This is a genomic window from Enterococcus sp. S53 (assembly GCF_016516865.1).
In the GTDB taxonomy this organism is placed as follows: Bacteria; Bacillota; Bacilli; order Lactobacillales; family Enterococcaceae; genus Enterococcus_D; species Enterococcus_D innesii.
In genome coordinates this window covers 104,919-120,758 of record NZ_JACVUH010000012.1, presented here as the reverse complement: position 1 = coordinate 120,758, position 15,840 = coordinate 104,919, and the positions used below count along the sequence as shown (strand labels likewise).

Sequence of the window (15,840 nt, the reverse complement as noted above, 5' to 3'; positions counted from 1 at the left end):
GACACCGCCCTTTCACGGCGGTAACACGGGTTCGAATCCCGTACGGATCATGCAAACACTCTTGAGAGTGTTTTTTTATTACCCAAAAATGATCTTTTTATCATTTTCTCAAGCATGAGCAGTCAAAATTTGTTATAATCAGTCCGTTGCAAGTTCCCGAAAGGATTCGCAGCTGCGAAGATGCCTTGTAACCGAAACATATATTAGGGGGAATACAAAAATGACAGAGAAACACTTATTTACATCAGAGTCCGTTTCAGAAGGACACCCAGACAAAGTAGCCGACCAAATCAGTGATGCCATCTTAGATGCGTTACTTGCCGAAGATCCAATGGCACGGGTCGCTTGCGAAACGTCAGTTACTACCGGACTGGTTTTAGTCTTTGGAGAAATTTCTACTTCTGCTTATGTAGATATCCAAAAAGTCGTCCGAGAAACCATCAAAGAAATCGGCTATACACGAGCAAAATTCGGCTTTGACGGCGACACGGTTGCTGTTTTGGTAGCGATCGATGAGCAATCACCAGATATCGCTCAAGGCGTTGACGATGCTTTAGAAAGTCGTGGAGAAACGGATAAAGAAGATATCGGTGCCGGCGACCAAGGCTTGATGTTTGGTTTTGCCGTTGATGAAACACCTGAATTGATGCCTTTACCGATCGCATTGAGCCATCGGCTGGTACGTCGCTTAGCAGAGTTGCGTAAAAACAACGAACTAAGCTACTTGCGTCCAGATGCAAAATCACAAGTAACCGTTGAATACGATGATAACGATCAACCACAAAGAGTGGACACCGTCGTTATTAGTACCCAGCATGATGATGCGGCTGATAATGAAACGATCCACCGTGATGTCATCGAAAAAGTGATCAAAGAAGTGATCCCTGCCGATCTTTTAGACGAGCAGACAAAATATTATATCAATCCTACTGGTCGTTTTGTGATCGGCGGTCCTCAAGGGGATGCCGGTTTGACTGGCAGAAAAATCATCGTTGATACTTATGGTGGCTATGCACGTCATGGCGGCGGTGCGTTTTCTGGAAAAGATGCAACCAAAGTTGACCGTTCAGCCAGCTATGCGGCTCGCTACATTGCCAAAAACATCGTAGCAGCAAAGCTAGCCAAAAAAGTGGAAGTACAATTAGCCTATGCGATCGGTGTGGCACAGCCCGTTTCGATCAGCATCAACACTTTTGGTACCGGAACCGTCAGCAACGAGCGCTTGATCCAAGCGGTACGGGAAAACTTTGATTTGCGACCAGCAGGAATTATTGAAATGTTAGATTTGCGCCGTCCGATTTATCGTCAGACTGCCGCTTACGGACATTTCGGTCGTACAGATATCGATTTGCCATGGGAACGCACTGACAAGGTGGCGGCACTTTTGGCAAGTGTGAAGGATTAAAAGAGGCGACCTCTATTGATGACTATCAATAGAGGTTCTTTTTTTTGGAGTAAAAGGAGGAATTACATGCGAACCAATGTAAAATTAGTCACCATTGCGGTCTTTGTCGCAACGTTTATGACCGCGATCGAAGGAACGATCATTACGACAGCGATGCCTACCATCGTTAGTTCATTGAAAGGAATCGAGATCATGAACTGGGTCTTCTCGATCTATCTTTTGACCAGTGCGATGTTGACCCCGATTTACGGCAAGTTTGCTGATAATATCGGCCGCAAACCAGTCTTTTTATTTGGTACGCTGCTGTTTATTATCGGGTCGGCGTTTTGTGGGATGGCCAATACGATGTTGACGTTGATCATTGCCAGAGCGTTGCAAGGATTAGGCGCAGGGGCCATGATGCCCGTTGCCCTAACGATCATTGCGGACCTGTATCCTGTTGAAAAGCGGGCGAAAGTCTTAGGGCTCAATAGTACGGCTTGGGGGATCGCCAGTGTCGTCGGACCCTTAGCCGGTGGCTTGATCGTAGATACGATCGGCTGGCATTGGATCTTTTTTATCAACGTACCCATCGGATTAGGGTTGATCGCCTTGATTTGGTTTTATTTTCATGAAGAAAAAAAGGCCTTTGCTGCAGTCAACATTGATTATGCTGGCAGTCTCTTGTTGATGTTGACGCTAGTAGGGCTCCTGCTAGGCTTCCAGTTGCTGGGAGATTATGGTATGAGTCTGCCTGTCATCGGGCTATTCGTTTTTTCTGTCCTTACGTTTATCGGCTTCATTCGAGTGGAGAAAAAAGCAACAGATCCGATTATTGATCTGAAGCTGTTCCACTCAAAATTGTTTGTGGTGGTCAATATCGTAGCAGCTTTGGCGAGCGGCTTCTTGATGGGGATCGATGTCTATATCCCAATGTGGATGCAAGGGGTCTTAGGCATGAGTGCGGGGATTGGCGGGCTTGTGTTGGCACCGTTGTCGATTTTATGGATGATTGGTTCCTTCTTAGCCAGCCGTTGGTTGACACAACACAGTGTCAGTTGGGTCTTGACGGTTAGCTTAGTGATCACGGCTACCGGTGCTTTGTGGCTCTTTTTGACACCGGCACAGACGTCATTCTGGTTGTTCTTGGTGATTTCTTCTATTACGGGCGTCGGTTTAGGGGCAACGATGGTGGTTTGTACCGTTACTGCCCAAACCAGCGTTGCCCCCACCCAAGTCGGCGTGGCAACTTCTTTCAATACCCTGCTGCGCACTATCGGGCAAACCATCATGGTGGCGGTCTTCGGTATCGTTTTAAATACCAGTAATAGCGTAGGTTTAGCACAGGCGCAAGTCACTGACAGCAGTGTCATGAATCAGCTGGTTGATCCAGCCGCCGCGCGTCAGCTGCCAACCGCATTATTAGGACAATTACGGGAGATTCTTTATAGCGGTCTACACTGGGTTTTTGGGATCGGTGTTTTACTCATTGTGCTAGCGATTGGTTTGACCCGCACGATTTCGCGAGAATCTGGTACAATATAAAAAAAGGATCGCAGGTGATTGTATGGCTTTTTTACAAGCAAATATCTATTCAAATGTTCTTGAAATGGAGGTAATGATCGATGTGATCTTGCCTCAAAGTACCAAGAAAAAAATCGGCACCCAAAGCCAATCGACGGGCACAGATCTCCCAGTGCTTTATTTATTGCATGGGATGAACGGAAATCATAGTGTCTGGCAGCGACGGACGTCGATCGAGCGGTATGCCGCAGAGTATCAACTAGCGGTCATCATGCCTTCTACTGATCTAGGCTGGTATACTGATACGACCTATGAAATGAAGTATTGGACATTTATCGCCGAAGAATTACCACAGATTTGCCATGAGCTGTTTCCTCAGCTGACGCAAAAACGAGAAAAAACTTTTGCAGCAGGTCTCTCGATGGGGGGCTATGGGGCTGTAAAACTTGGGCTGCGCAAGCCTGACCAGTTTGCGGCGGTAGCCTCTTTGTCTGGGGCATTAGCGCTGGCTGAAAGCATGGATTCCTTGCTGCAGCTGCGAAGCCAAGCTTATTGGGCAGGAATCTTTGGCCCTTTAGAGCAATTCAAAGGATCTGAAAATGATTTGATCCATCTGATTGAGACCATCGATCCAAGCACCGCGCCGCGTTTTTTTATTAGCTGCGGAACCGAAGATCAACTGTACCCGGCAAGTGAGTATGCGGCGGATAAGCTGCAAAAACGCAAAATAGCCGTAACGTTTGAATCGGGAACTGGGGATCATGATTGGAATTTCTGGGATCAATGGATCCAACGAGTCTTGCAATGGCTTTTTAGCGAATAAAAAAAACCATCAGTCGATCGACACATTAACGTGCCGAGGACTGATGGTTTTTTCGTTCGATACAAAATAAGATCGGCGGCTGGTTCCGCTGATTGATAAATTGATAGGAAAGGACATTGAATGCCTCTTGCGGCAGTTGCTGACAAAAGGAGTGGACTTCTTTCAGCTCTGCTTCGCCGCCAGCGTGTCCATAATAGCAGACGAGGATGATTCTACCTTTCGGGACTAAACGTGTCAGTAAAGCTTCTAAAGCCGTTTTCGTTGTATCCGGCAGCGTGATGATCGCTTTGTCCCCTTTAGGCAAGTAGCCTAAATTGAAAATGGCGGCGTGAACCGGACCACTCACAACATCTGCCAACGTCTCATGGCCTTGATGGATCAGCTGGACTTGCGCCAACAGCTCTTTTTCAGCCAACCGCTTTTTGGTAGCTTGCAGGGCTTGTTCTTGAATGTCAAAAGCAAACACCTGACCAGTTGGTCCAACTAAGGAAGCCAGTAATTCCGTGTCGAAGCCGTTGCCCATCGTGGCATCCACGGCGGTTTGTCCCGGTTGCAGAACTTCTTTTAAAAGGGTGTGGCTATAGCGCATGGCGGTCGGCAGCATCGACTGGCTCCTTTCGCACATTGAATTTTCCTTGATAGGAGTTGCGGCGTAGCATTTCTTGATCGATCTCATTCAAGACTTCCCATTTTTTCAAACTCCACATTGGACCTACCAGAGAATCCCATGGTGCATCGCCTGTCAAGCGATGAATGATGATCTCTGGGGGGATCATCTCCAACTGATCACAAATCAATGACACATAGGTATCGCGCCGCATCAATTGCAAACGTCCTTCATGATAATCCCGCAGCATCCGAGTATTGCGCATCAAATGCAGCAAGTGCAGTTTGATGCCTTGAATATCAGAATCTTGAATGGTGCGGCGGACGTTTTCTTGCATCATCTCGATCGTCTCGCCTGGCAGGCCATTGATCAAATGGGTACAGACACGAATATTGTGTTTGCGCAGGCTGGCGACGCCGTCTAAGTAAGTTTGATACTCATGGGCGCGGTTAATGGCGTTGCTCGTGGTTTCAAACGTCGTTTGCAGTCCTAATTCGACCCATAAATAAAAGCGTTGATTGAGTTCTGCCAGATAGTCAACGACGTCTGCTGGTAAGCAGTCTGGTCGGGTCCCAATGGAGATCCCGACAACACCAGGTAGTGTCAGTACTTGCTCGAAGCGCTCGCGGATCACTGCCACCGGTGCGTGAGTGTTCGTAAAGTTTTGAAAATAGACAATGTATTTGTCCACTTGCGGCCACTTTTTGTGCATCATGGCGATCTCTTTTTCAAACTGCTCTGGCAGCGGGGCTTCGGGTGCTACGATCATATCGCCAGAGCCGGACACACTGCAAAATGTACAGCCGCCTTTGGCAACGGTGCCGTCACGATTGGGGCAATCGAAGCCGGCATCAATGGGGACTTTAAAGATTTTTTCGCCAAATTCTTGCCGCAAAGCAAAGTTCCACGAATGGTATCGTTTGTTTTTATCTTCTGCATAAGGAAATGGATTCATTTTTTTACCTTCTTTTATAATTGTTTACGGGTGAAGCGCCAGACAAAGCGTTTTTGCAAGTAGTAAGGATAGGTCAACAGCAGCCAAGACAGGCCGACACAAAATCCGCCTAACACATCGCTGGGAAAATGCACGCCAACATAGATGCGGCTAATGCCGATGCAACCGATCAATAGGCCTAACAGAATGCGGAGTCCCCATTGCCAAAACGGCTGCTTGAAGAAGACCGGGACCAAGAAGAGCAATGTCCCATAAAAAACCATACTGCCCGTCGAGTGTCCGCTGGGGAAACTGAAACTTGATTCCGTGACTAAGTGTTCAAGGGTTGGTCGCTCCCGTAAAAAGACGAGTTTGATCAATGGATTAAAGAGCCCAGCAATCCCGATGGTGCCGATACTGAGCCATAGTGCTTCTGCATAATATTTGTTGATCACTAAGACAGCTAAAACGGCGAGAAAGAGCAAGATGATCGTGGTAGGGTTCGCAAATTTTGTGACCCATAGAAAAAACGGTGTCCAAAACGGGTAGCCGCTGCGGATGATGCGAGTCAAGGTTTCGTCAAAGGAGACCAACCAAGTAGGATAAAATTTCACGAGATAGCCGAGAAAAACGAACAGCAGTAAAAAGCAGCTGCCGGCAAATTGAAAATATAGTTTTTTATGCATGGAAAAGCCTCGTTTCTAGAGAATTTCTGTCCCTACAAGCAAAGAGACATCTAGAAGGTATTATAGCATTTATCGCACGACGGAAAAAGCAGGGGACCAATCAAGGATTCTCCCACTTTCAAGGAATAGCTTTCGTTTGGTTAAATACAAACTCTTCATTTCAATAAATGTTTGTTTGATTACAAAGAGTTTACAGTTTCTGAAATCGGCTCAAATACCTTTTATAAATTCTTAAGAAATTGTATACTAAATCTACGTTCACTATAAGGAAAAAACGGAGGAATAACGGACATGAACACGAGTCAATCAAGAAAAGTACATCGTCAAGCAGACCAATCGGGCGATAAGTATCGAGTGATCAAAAAAAGTGCAGTTGTTTTAGGAACGACACTGACTGCTTGCTCTGTTGTAGCTCCATTGGTGTCATCGGTTCAAGCAGAAGCCGTAGAGACCTCGATCGCCCAAGTTTCTACTAGCAATTTTGCCGCGCCGAATACTTCCGCATTTATTGCCGAAATCGCTACGTACGCTCAGCCTGTGGCACAAGCCAACGATTTATATGCTTCTGTGATGATCGCACAAGCCATTTTAGAAAGTGGTTGGGGCCGAAGCAGTTTATCAAAAGCACCAAATTATAATTTATTCGGGATCAAAGGCAGCTACAACGGTCAAACCGTTTATATGAGTACCTTGGAGTACTTGAACAATCAATGGTTGACTATGAATGAACCTTTTAAGCGCTACCCATCTTACACGCAATCATTCGAAGATAATGCACGTACTTTACGCTCAACCTCTTTACAAAGCGGTGTCGCGTATTATTCTGGCGCTTGGAAGAGCAATACGACTTCATATCTTGATGCAACCGCATGGCTAGCAGGTCGCTATGCGACTGCACCAAACTATGCTTCTTCCCTGAATGCCGTGATCCAACAATTTGGTTTGACGCAATATGACACACCAGCTTCTGGCAATGCCGGTGGTGGTGCCACAGCTAGCGCATCAACCAATACCACGACTACAACGGCAGCTGTTAGCACGAGCGGCAGTCAAACCTATACAGTCGCTTCAGGCGATTCGGTCTGGTCGATTGCTAACAAACATGGCATCTCCATGGATCAGTTGCGCAGTTTGAACAACATCAAAAACGATTTTGTTTATCCAGGGCAAACGTTGAATGTCAACGGCAGCACCCAAAGTACTTCGACAACTTCAACAGTATCGATCGTTAATCGTAATACTTCAGCAACTACATCAGGCAACACCTATACCGTAGTTTCTGGCGATTCGGTCTGGTCGATTGCCAATAAGCATGGCATTTCGATGGATCAATTCCGCAGCTGGAACAACATCAAAAATGATTTTGTCTATCCAGGGCAAAAAGTTGTCGTCAGCGGTGGTTCGTCTACGAATACCAGCAGTACTACGACCGTCAGCACTGCATCAACGGCTAGCCAAAGCAGTGGCGGCACCTACACGGTGGCAGCTGGCGATTCGGTCTGGTCGATTGCTAACAAACATGGGATTTCCATGGATCAATTCCGCAGTTTGAACAATATTAAAAACGACTATGTCTATCCAGGACAAAAGGTGATTGTCAGCGGTAGTTCCGCAACGAGCACTACAACAAGCACGACCGTCAGCAGCCAAACCAGCAGTAGTGTTGCAGGCAATACCTATACGGTGGCAGCGGGTGATTCAGTCTGGTCAGTTGCCAATAAACATGGGATTACGATGGATCAATTCCGCAGCTGGAACAACATCAAAAATGATTTTATCTATCCAGGACAAAAGGTGGTCGTCAAGCAAGGCGGCACGGCAGCTACCACCAGTACTTCCACGACAAATGGTTCTTACAAAGTCGCATCGGGGGATTCTGTTTGGGGAATCGCAGATAAGTTCGGCATCACGACGGATCAATTTATCCAATGGAACAATATTCAAAATAACTTTATTTACCCAGGACAAACAGTTAGGGTAAAATAGATTGCTATTCCTAATGATTTTTGTTAGGATAAGTGCAAAGAAACTTTCACGTTTGAGAAGGAATAGTAGAAGTACGGTGGGACTTTCAGAGAGTGCATGGTTGGTGGAAATGCACAGCACACCTTTCGAACTCGTCTTCGAGTGATATCTGACTGAACCTGATTTGGCTAGGCAGATACGGCGATGGCCGTTAAAACATCGAGGTCTGCTTTTTTGAGGAGCAGATAAACTTAGGTGGTACCACGTTGATAACGTCCTATAAAAATCATAGCGATTTTTATAGGACTTTTTTTAAGTTTTGCTGGTTGATTTGACGAGCAAAACACCAATTTTTAGGAGGAGTCCATCGTGAATTACAATCACAAAGAAATCGAAAAAAAATGGCAAAAATATTGGGCGAAGAAAAATGAATTCAACACCCATGATGAGCCGGACAAACCAAAATTTTATGCGCTAGATATGTTCCCATATCCATCTGGACAAGGATTACATGTCGGACATCCAGAAGGCTATACGGCTACGGATATCTTGAGCCGCTTCAAACGCAGCCAAGGCTACAATGTACTGCACCCAATGGGCTGGGATGCCTTTGGTCTGCCTGCCGAACAATATGCACTAGACACAGGAAATGATCCAGCGGAATTCACAAAGAAAAACATTGAGACCTTCCGTCGTCAGATCAATTCGTTAGGCTTCAGCTATGACTGGAATCGTGAAATCAACACGACAGACCCTGAATACTACAAGTGGACCCAATGGATCTTTACCAAGCTTTATGAAAAAGGGTTAGCTTATGAAGCTGAAGTTCCAGTAAACTGGGTACCAGAGCTTGGAACTGTGATTGCCAATGAAGAAGTCATTGACGGCAAGAGTGAACGGGGCGGCTATGATGTGATCCGCAAACCGATGCGCCAATGGATGCTGAAAATCACGGCATATGCTGATCGTTTGTTGGACGATCTTGAAGAAGTTGATTGGCCAGAAAGCATCAAAGAAATGCAACGCAATTGGATCGGACGTTCTGTCGGAGCCAACGTAACGTTTAAAGTGGCAGAGATGGAAAAAGACTTTACCGTCTTTACGACTCGCCCAGATACCTTGTTTGGTGCGACCTACGCCGTATTGGCGCCAGAACATGAGCTAGTGGCACAAATCACTACCCCTGAACAAAAAGCAGCCATTGATGCCTATGTAGAAGAAGCGTCGAAAAAATCTGATTTGAACCGAACAGATTTGGCCAAAGAAAAAACCGGTGTCTTCACTGGTGCCTATGCCATCAATCCCGTGAATGGCAAAGAGATCCCGATCTGGATCGCCGATTACGTTTTGGCTTCTTATGGAACAGGTGCGATCATGGCGGTTCCTGCCCATGACGAACGTGACCACGAATTTGCCAAAACATTCGGCTTAGAGATCATTCCTGTATTGGCAGGGGGCAACGTGGAAGAATCTGCCTATACCGAAGATGGACTGCATATCAATTCAGACTTTTTGGATGGGCTAGACAAAGAGACTGCCATCGAAAAAATGGTCGCATGGTTGGAAGAAAACCATGTTGGGAAAAAAGAAGTCAGCTATCGTCTTCGCGATTGGTTGTTCTCTCGTCAACGGTATTGGGGGGAACCAATCCCAATCATCCATTGGGAAGATGGGACGACTACGACGCTTCCTGAAGATCAGCTGCCGTTGCGTTTGCCAAAAACCGACAATATCAAACCAAGCGGTACTGGTGAATCGCCATTAGCCAATGTCACGGATTGGGTCAATGTCACCGACCCTGAAACTGGGAAAAAAGGACGTCGGGAAACCAATACGATGCCGCAATGGGCTGGAAGTTCCTGGTATTTCTTACGTTTTATCGATCCTCATAATAAGTCTGTTTTGGCTGACTACGATAAATTGAAACGCTGGATGCCAGTCGATATTTATATCGGTGGCGCAGAGCACGCTGTCTTGCATTTGCTTTATGCTCGCTTCTGGCATAAATTCTTGTACGATATCGGTGTTGTACCAACGAAAGAACCATTTGAAAAATTGTTTAACCAAGGGATGATCCTTGGGGAAAACAATGAAAAAATGTCGAAATCCCGCGGCAATGTCGTTAATCCTGATGATGTCGTCAACCAATACGGGGCGGACACCTTGCGTTTATATGAAATGTTTATGGGCCCACTGGATGCATCGATCGCTTGGAATGAGAACGGCCTCGAAGGCAGTCGCAAATTCTTGGATCGCGTGTGGCGCTTGATCGTCGATGAAAATGGCAAAATGCGCGACCGCATCACGACATTCAACGATGGCAAATTGTCGAAAGTGTACCATCAAACAGTTAAGAAAGTGACGGAAGATTTTGAGCAGCTGCACTTCAATACGGCGATTTCCCAATTGATGGTCTTCGTCAATGAAGCGTACAAAGCCGATGCCTTGCCTTACGAATATGTCGAAGGATTTGTGCAGCTATTGGCTCCGATCGCACCGCATATCGGGGAAGAGCTCTGGTCGATCCTCGGAAATGACAACGGGATCTCATATGTGCCATGGCCAACCTATGACGAAAGTGCCCTAGTGGAAGATGAGATCGAAGTCGTCTTTCAAGTCAATGGCAAAGTTCGTGCCAAAGCAATGGTGCCAGCGGATGCCGAAAAAGTAGTGCTTGAACAATTGGCGCAAGAAAACGAACTTGTCCAAGAACAGCTCCAAGGAAAAACGATCCGCAAAGTGATCGTCGTACCGAATAAATTGGTCAATATTGTTGCAAACTAAACGCTAAAAAAGTAGCTGCCTAACAGATCGACAGTCTGTTAGGCAGCTTTTTGGTAGCGACAAAGAAAAAAAGTGTTACTGAGTGGTTCTCAGCAACACTTTTTTGTTATTTTTTGCGAATGATCCCATAGAACAAAGCGGCTGTTGCGACCAATGGAATCAAGATCACTAGTAGAAAGCCGTTTGGATACGTAGCGCGAGTGAAAATTTCTGATGAAGCATCACTTCCGCCAAATAGATGATTGGAAATCATGAACTGAGCCATCATAGCAACGATTGCGACAAAACCAATTGCAGCACCAGTACCGACGAATAATTTTTTCTTTGCGTTGTTCATTACATTTGCCCCTTTTATAGTCTCTATGTATCATTATACAAAATTTGGATACGTGTTCAATCTGATTTTGTCAAATAATTGATTCGTAATACACTTGAAATGTTTCTGACATATTTAAGCGCCAAAAAAGCCAAAATTCCACTTGTTAGCGATCATATTATTCGCTGATCCTCACGGACTCTCGTATAATAAAGAAAGAGAAAAGAAAGAGGGGACTTACATGGAGTATCAATCATTTGAAGGCCAAACGGCTTTTTTTGAAGATTATGCACGGATTGCCAAACCTGGCTATGAGGAAGAGGCAGTCACTGCCGATGTCTTGGAACAGTTGAATCAACAATTAACAGAAGAAGAGCTGTTTTACCGTTTAGCAGCCGAAGATGCCAAAGAAGGGCAAGTCTTTTTGTTTCCTTTCAGCAAGCGAATGTTTACCGAAGACCTTGACGCTGCCATTTCAACAGAATTCCGTTATGATGGCGCACCCTATGTCTATGAGACTTACGAAGACGAACAACCTTAATCACGCAGAAAAAAGCTTTCAGATGATTTAACCGATCATCTGAAAGCTTTTTTGGTTGAGGCATTGCTATTAATGCTTGGCTTGCTGCTGCGCTAAGGTCAAGTCACCAATGTAAGGGACTTTTTTTCCGGCAACTTTCAAGTATTGTTCGGCACCTTTGCCCGCAATAATCACGATATCACGACTGTCTGCTTCAGCGATCGCCGATTTGACGGCTTGTTCCCGATCCATCTCAAGAATGACGGCAACTTCAGGATTGATGATAGCGTCGGCGATCTCTTGGGCAATCGCCGATGCTTCTTCAAAATCAGGATCATCGCTAGTCAGATAGACTTTGTCCGCATATTCTCCTAGCGCTCGTCCCATATCTGCTCGGCGAGATTGGGCTTTGCCACCCGCACTACCAGTGACAAAAAGCAGGCGGCCATCTGGGCGCAATTGACGGGCAAGTTCACTTAGTGATTGGAAGCTAAGGTAATTGTGGGCATAATCAACAATCATGACTGCCCCATTTTCTTTTTCTAAAACGATCATTCGTCCAGGGATGATCACTGTCGGCAGGACTTTCTGGGCGTCCTCACGAGAGGCACCCGCTAAGCAGGCAGCCAAAATCGCCGCTGCGGCGTTCTCATGGTTGAAAGAACCTAAGAGCCCCAGTTGATATTCACCAGAGACTTGCAAGACACCAGAAGTAGCTGTCAGGGCAAAACTCTTTAGGTCCATTCCTTCTTGAACGACATAATCGGCGTCTGAACGTCCGTAGGTGATATAAGGAACTTGATGGACTTCACAAGTTTCTCGCAGCAAGTGGTAGTGATCACTTTGCCGATTTAAAATCATTTGTTTGCTGTTGCGGATCAGTTCCCGTTTGCAGTAAAGGTAATCATCATAAGTCGGGTGTTCCACCGGTCCAATGTGGTCAGGCGAAATATTCAAGAACGCGCCAATATCAAAGGTAATACCGGCGACCCGTTTGGTTTTATAGGCTTGGGAAGAAACCTCCATCACAAGATGGGTCAGGCCGTTTGCGACAGCCTCAGCCATCATTTTATAGAGATCCAGTGTTTCGGGGGTCGTTAACACTGCTTCATTAAAGGTTTTTCCATCGACTGAGTTTTCCTCAGATGAAAAGAATGCTACTTTTTGACCCGTCGATTCTGCTAAAATCGCCCGAGCAAAATAGGCGCAGCTGGTTTTGCCTTTTGTGCCAGTGATGCCGATGGTCACCAGCTGTTCTTGCGGGTTGCCATAAAACGCTTGGGCGATCACTGCCATCGTTTCTCGAATGTCCGTAACAATGATCCCGTAGGTTGCGAAGCTGTCATAAGGTGTTTCTGAAATGTAGCATTGAATGCCTTGGTCAATGGCGGCAGCCAGGTAGCTTTCTTTAAAAGAAGCCCCTTTACAGAAAAAAAGCGTCGCCGCATCGGCTGTTCGCGAGTCGTAGCTTAATGAGGTAAAGGCAAGATCAGTCATTTCTTGCGGCACGGTATAAACCCAATCAGTGGGGGTGATGATTTCTTTCAATAGGTTTTCCTGCAATAAGAGCTTGCGGATCTGGGGCACGGTAATGAGTTCCTTTTGCATCGTTGTTCTCCTTCATTCCTCTAAAGATTTCTCTTATTATAGCATAACTCCTAAAAACCGCCGTTTGGGAGAGAAAAGTTTTCTTTTTTTTCTCCTTATTTTGAAGAAACTTTAAGATGTTGCAAAAATAGATTGCGACCAACCCTTTTTCGAATTAAAATGGAAGGGATATGTTTGTAGAAAGTTGGAGATAATGGCGATGGATAATCACATGCGTTCAGTGTCAAAAGAATTAACTACACAAGAAAAAATGGCTCAAGGATCTGCTTGGATGACGATGGGAAATATCGGCTCACGTTTGCTTGGCGCCATTTACATTTTACCCTGGTATTATTGGATGGGGGCAAATGCTGATAAAGCAAATGCGTTATTTGGAATGGGCTATAATGTTTACGCCTTATTTTTAATGATCTCCACTGCGGGGATCCCATCGGCAATTGCCAAACAGATTTCTTTTTATAATTCTCGCCAAGAATACCGCACGAGCCAGAAACTCTTTTTAAGAGCCTTCCAATTGATGGCAGGCTTTGGCGTGGTGACCGCCGGCATCATGTATTTGGCAGCCCCATGGTTGGCAACGGCTTCAGGTGGCGGGGAAGAATTGATTCCTGCAATGCGCTCATTGAGCATTGCACTATTGGTCTTTCCTTGTATGAGTGTCATGCGAGGATACTTCCAAGGGAATCAAGACATGAAACCTTTTGCGATCTCGCAAGTGGTGGAACAAATCGCCCGCGTCTGCTATATGCTTTTGGCGACCTTCATCATTATGCGGGTCATCGAAGGCGAATACACGGCAGCAGTGACGCAATCGACTTTTGCCGCCTTTATTGGTGTCTTAGCAAGTATTTTGGTTTTAGGCTATTACTTCCAAAAGCAACGGGTGCGGATGGATGTCTTAGTCGATATGAGCAAAGAAGAAACCGTGCTGCAAACCAAAGAATTGGTTTTAGCGACCATCAAAGAAGCGATCCCTTTTATTATCGTTGGTTCTGGGATCACGATTTTAAAATTGGTGGATCAGTACACCTTTGTACGGATCATGAGTAGTTTTACTGAATTTTCAAATGACCAGCTCTTAGAATTAATGGCGATTTTCGGTAGCAATCCTGATAAGTTGACGATGGTCGTTATCGGATTAGCTACTTCCATGGCTTCAACAGGCTTGCCTTTGATCAGTGAAGCAGTCGCCAAAAAAGACAAAAAGAACTTAGCTAAATTGATCAGCAACAACTTGCAATTGTATTCCTTTGTAATGTTCCCAGCGACCTTTGGGATGATCGTACTATCTTATCCCTTATACACCTTGTTTTATCGCCCAGATGCGTTAGGGGCGAGCGTCCTAGTCGCTGCCTGTCTGTCTGGACTGGTCTTAGGCTTGTTTATGCTTAGTTCCAGTATGCTTCAAGGAATGTACCACAACAAAGAAGCCGTTATTTTCTTCTTTGTAGGGTTGCTGGTGAAAGTGATCTTGCAATACCCAGCGATTCGGTTGTTCCAAGTTTACGGCCCATTGGTTTCCACCACGATTGCTCTAGGGATCGTCTGCTGGCTAAATATTCGCAAGATGATTCGCAAAGGCCATTTCAATGTAAACTTGACGTTGCGACGGACGTTATTGATTGGCGCGATGACGATCATTATGGTAATCGCAGCGTTGATTGCCCGCCAACTCTTTGGGCTTGTCCTCAGTTCTGAAAGAAAAGTTCAAGCCTTTATCTTGAGCTTGCTAGTAGCAGGAGTCGGTGGCAGTGTGTACATCTACATTGCGCTGAAATTGCGTTTAGCTGAAAAACTGCTCGGCTCATCAATGGTTCGTTTGCGCCAGAAATTACACATCAAATAAAACCAGAAGCAGTCGCTGAGCCTCCATTGCGAGACCTTGGCGGCTGTTTTCCATGAAAGGAAGAAAGCAATGCGTTTAGACAAGTTTTTAGCGGATATGGGTTATGGCTCCCGCAAAGAAGTGAAACAGTTGATCAAAAAAGGTCTCGTGACCGTCAATGGACAAGTCATCAAGAGTGACAAAGCGCAAGTACTAGAAACACAAGATACCGTTTGTTTTGAGGGGGAACCCATCGTCTATCAAAGCCAGTTTTATTATTTACTAAATAAACCCGCTGGAGTGATTTCGGCAACCGTCGATTCCTATGAAGAGACGGTCTTAGATTTGTTTTCTGAAGAAGCGTTTCGCGAAGATTTGTTTCCAGTAGGACGGTTGGATAAAGACACCGAAGGCTTTTTGCTGATTACGAACGATGGCGGATTGGCGCATCAATTATTGTCGCCTAAGAAGCATGTGGAAAAAGAATATTATGCCCAAGTCGAGGGAATCATGACAGCGGAGGATCAAAAAAACTTTGCCAAAGGCATCAACTTAGACGGCGAGTGGACCTTGCCGGCTGAACTGCAGATCCTCAACGTCGATGAAGAAGAAACGCGCAGCGAAATCAAACTGATTCTCCATGAAGGCAAGTTTCATCAAGTCAAACGGATGGTCCAGGCAGTAGGAAAAGAAGTCGTTTATTTGAAACGGATTCGCATGGGAGGCCTGTCCCTGCCAGATGATTTGGCATTAGGCGAGTATCGGGAATTAACTCCTGAGGAATTGGCGAAGCTGCAAGAGCGAGAATAAGACGATCGGCGAGCTAAAGAAATTCTTATAAAAGTTGTTATTCGGCTGCAATAT

13 protein-coding genes, 1 riboswitch and 1 other annotated feature are annotated in these 15,840 nt (G+C 45.6%); of the genes, 8 read left to right on the top strand and 5 right to left on the bottom strand.

Going from position 1 to position 15,840, the window contains the following annotated elements; translation table 11 throughout:
• Nucleotides 1-141: 141 nt before the first annotated feature.
• Nucleotides 142-223, top strand: a riboswitch (SMK box riboswitch).
• The 3 genes from metK to IAE45_RS14165 all read left to right on the top strand — a co-directional run bounded on the left by metK (nucleotide 221) and on the right by IAE45_RS14165 (nucleotide 3,731).
• Nucleotides 221-1,405 carry a methionine adenosyltransferase gene (metK, locus tag IAE45_RS14175; RefSeq protein ID WP_005233362.1) on the top strand — a complete coding sequence of 395 codons (1,185 nt, stop codon included), beginning with the start codon at nucleotides 221-223 and terminating at the stop codon, nucleotides 1,403-1,405. Its footprint overlaps the riboswitch before it by 3 nt.
• A gap of 66 nt (nucleotides 1,406-1,471) precedes the next feature.
• Nucleotides 1,472-2,929, top strand: a complete 1,458-nt coding sequence (locus IAE45_RS14170) for an MDR family MFS transporter (protein ID WP_081117846.1) — start codon at nucleotides 1,472-1,474, stop codon at nucleotides 2,927-2,929.
• 22 nt (nucleotides 2,930-2,951) lie between these two features.
• Nucleotides 2,952-3,731 (top strand): alpha/beta hydrolase, encoded by a 780-nt coding sequence (locus IAE45_RS14165; protein ID WP_077452373.1) that lies wholly within the window; start codon nucleotides 2,952-2,954, stop codon nucleotides 3,729-3,731.
• A 25-nt stretch (nucleotides 3,732-3,756) separates the two neighbouring features.
• Here IAE45_RS14165 and IAE45_RS14160 read toward each other — a convergent pair whose 3' ends face one another.
• Genes IAE45_RS14160 through IAE45_RS14150 form a run of 3 tightly spaced genes read right to left on the bottom strand, consistent with a single transcriptional unit; the run spans nucleotide 3,757 to nucleotide 5,958 of the window.
• Nucleotides 3,757-4,335: a tRNA (mnm(5)s(2)U34)-methyltransferase gene (locus tag IAE45_RS14160; protein WP_185938625.1), complete on the bottom strand. Its 579-nt coding sequence runs from the start codon at nucleotides 4,333-4,335 to the stop codon at nucleotides 3,757-3,759.
• Nucleotides 4,310-5,293, bottom strand: coding sequence for a TIGR01212 family radical SAM protein (locus tag IAE45_RS14155; RefSeq protein WP_086291584.1), 984 nt, complete (start codon nucleotides 5,291-5,293; stop codon nucleotides 4,310-4,312). The genes IAE45_RS14160 and IAE45_RS14155 overlap by 26 nt, the downstream gene beginning before the upstream one ends.
• A 14-nt stretch (nucleotides 5,294-5,307) precedes the next feature.
• Nucleotides 5,308-5,958 carry a phosphatase PAP2 family protein gene (locus IAE45_RS14150; RefSeq protein ID WP_081117844.1) on the bottom strand — a complete coding sequence of 217 codons (651 nt, stop codon included), beginning with the start codon at nucleotides 5,956-5,958 and terminating at the stop codon, nucleotides 5,308-5,310.
• Between the two features lie 291 nt (nucleotides 5,959-6,249).
• Between IAE45_RS14150 and IAE45_RS14145 the strand changes: the two genes are divergently transcribed.
• Both IAE45_RS14145 and leuS read left to right on the top strand, forming a co-directional pair.
• Nucleotides 6,250-7,944 (top strand): muramidase family protein, encoded by a 1,695-nt coding sequence (locus IAE45_RS14145; protein WP_200143136.1) that lies wholly within the window; start codon nucleotides 6,250-6,252, stop codon nucleotides 7,942-7,944.
• 42 nt (nucleotides 7,945-7,986) lie between these two features.
• Nucleotides 7,987-8,206, top strand: a binding site (T-box leader).
• An 86-nt stretch (nucleotides 8,207-8,292) separates the two neighbouring features.
• Nucleotides 8,293-10,707, top strand: a complete 2,415-nt coding sequence (leuS, locus tag IAE45_RS14140) for a leucine--tRNA ligase (protein ID WP_200126824.1) — start codon at nucleotides 8,293-8,295, stop codon at nucleotides 10,705-10,707.
• Nucleotides 10,708-10,813: 106 nt separating this feature from the next.
• On the opposite strand, the gene IAE45_RS14135 is transcribed toward leuS, so the two are convergent.
• A complete protein-coding gene (locus IAE45_RS14135) occupies nucleotides 10,814-11,044 on the bottom strand; it encodes a hypothetical protein (protein ID WP_005233376.1) in 231 nt (76 codons plus the stop codon).
• A gap of 220 nt (nucleotides 11,045-11,264) precedes the next feature.
• Between IAE45_RS14135 and IAE45_RS14130 the strand changes: the two genes are divergently transcribed.
• Nucleotides 11,265-11,564 carry a DUF5960 family protein gene (locus tag IAE45_RS14130; RefSeq protein ID WP_008382014.1) on the top strand — a complete coding sequence of 100 codons (300 nt, stop codon included), beginning with the start codon at nucleotides 11,265-11,267 and terminating at the stop codon, nucleotides 11,562-11,564.
• A 69-nt stretch (nucleotides 11,565-11,633) separates the two neighbouring features.
• On the opposite strand, the gene murE is transcribed toward IAE45_RS14130, so the two are convergent.
• A complete protein-coding gene (gene murE, locus IAE45_RS14125; protein WP_200126815.1) occupies nucleotides 11,634-13,151 on the bottom strand; it encodes a UDP-N-acetylmuramyl-tripeptide synthetase in 1,518 nt (505 codons plus the stop codon).
• Between the two features lie 199 nt (nucleotides 13,152-13,350).
• Between murE and IAE45_RS14120 the strand changes: the two genes are divergently transcribed.
• Both IAE45_RS14120 and IAE45_RS14115 read left to right on the top strand, forming a co-directional pair.
• On the top strand, nucleotides 13,351-14,997 hold the full coding sequence (locus IAE45_RS14120; RefSeq protein WP_077452367.1) for a putative polysaccharide biosynthesis protein: 1,647 nt from the start codon (nucleotides 13,351-13,353) through the stop codon (nucleotides 14,995-14,997).
• A 69-nt stretch (nucleotides 14,998-15,066) separates the two neighbouring features.
• Entirely contained in the window at nucleotides 15,067-15,786 is a 720-nt protein-coding gene (locus IAE45_RS14115) for a pseudouridine synthase (protein WP_200126813.1), read from the top strand.
• Nucleotides 15,787-15,840 lie beyond the last annotated feature (54 nt).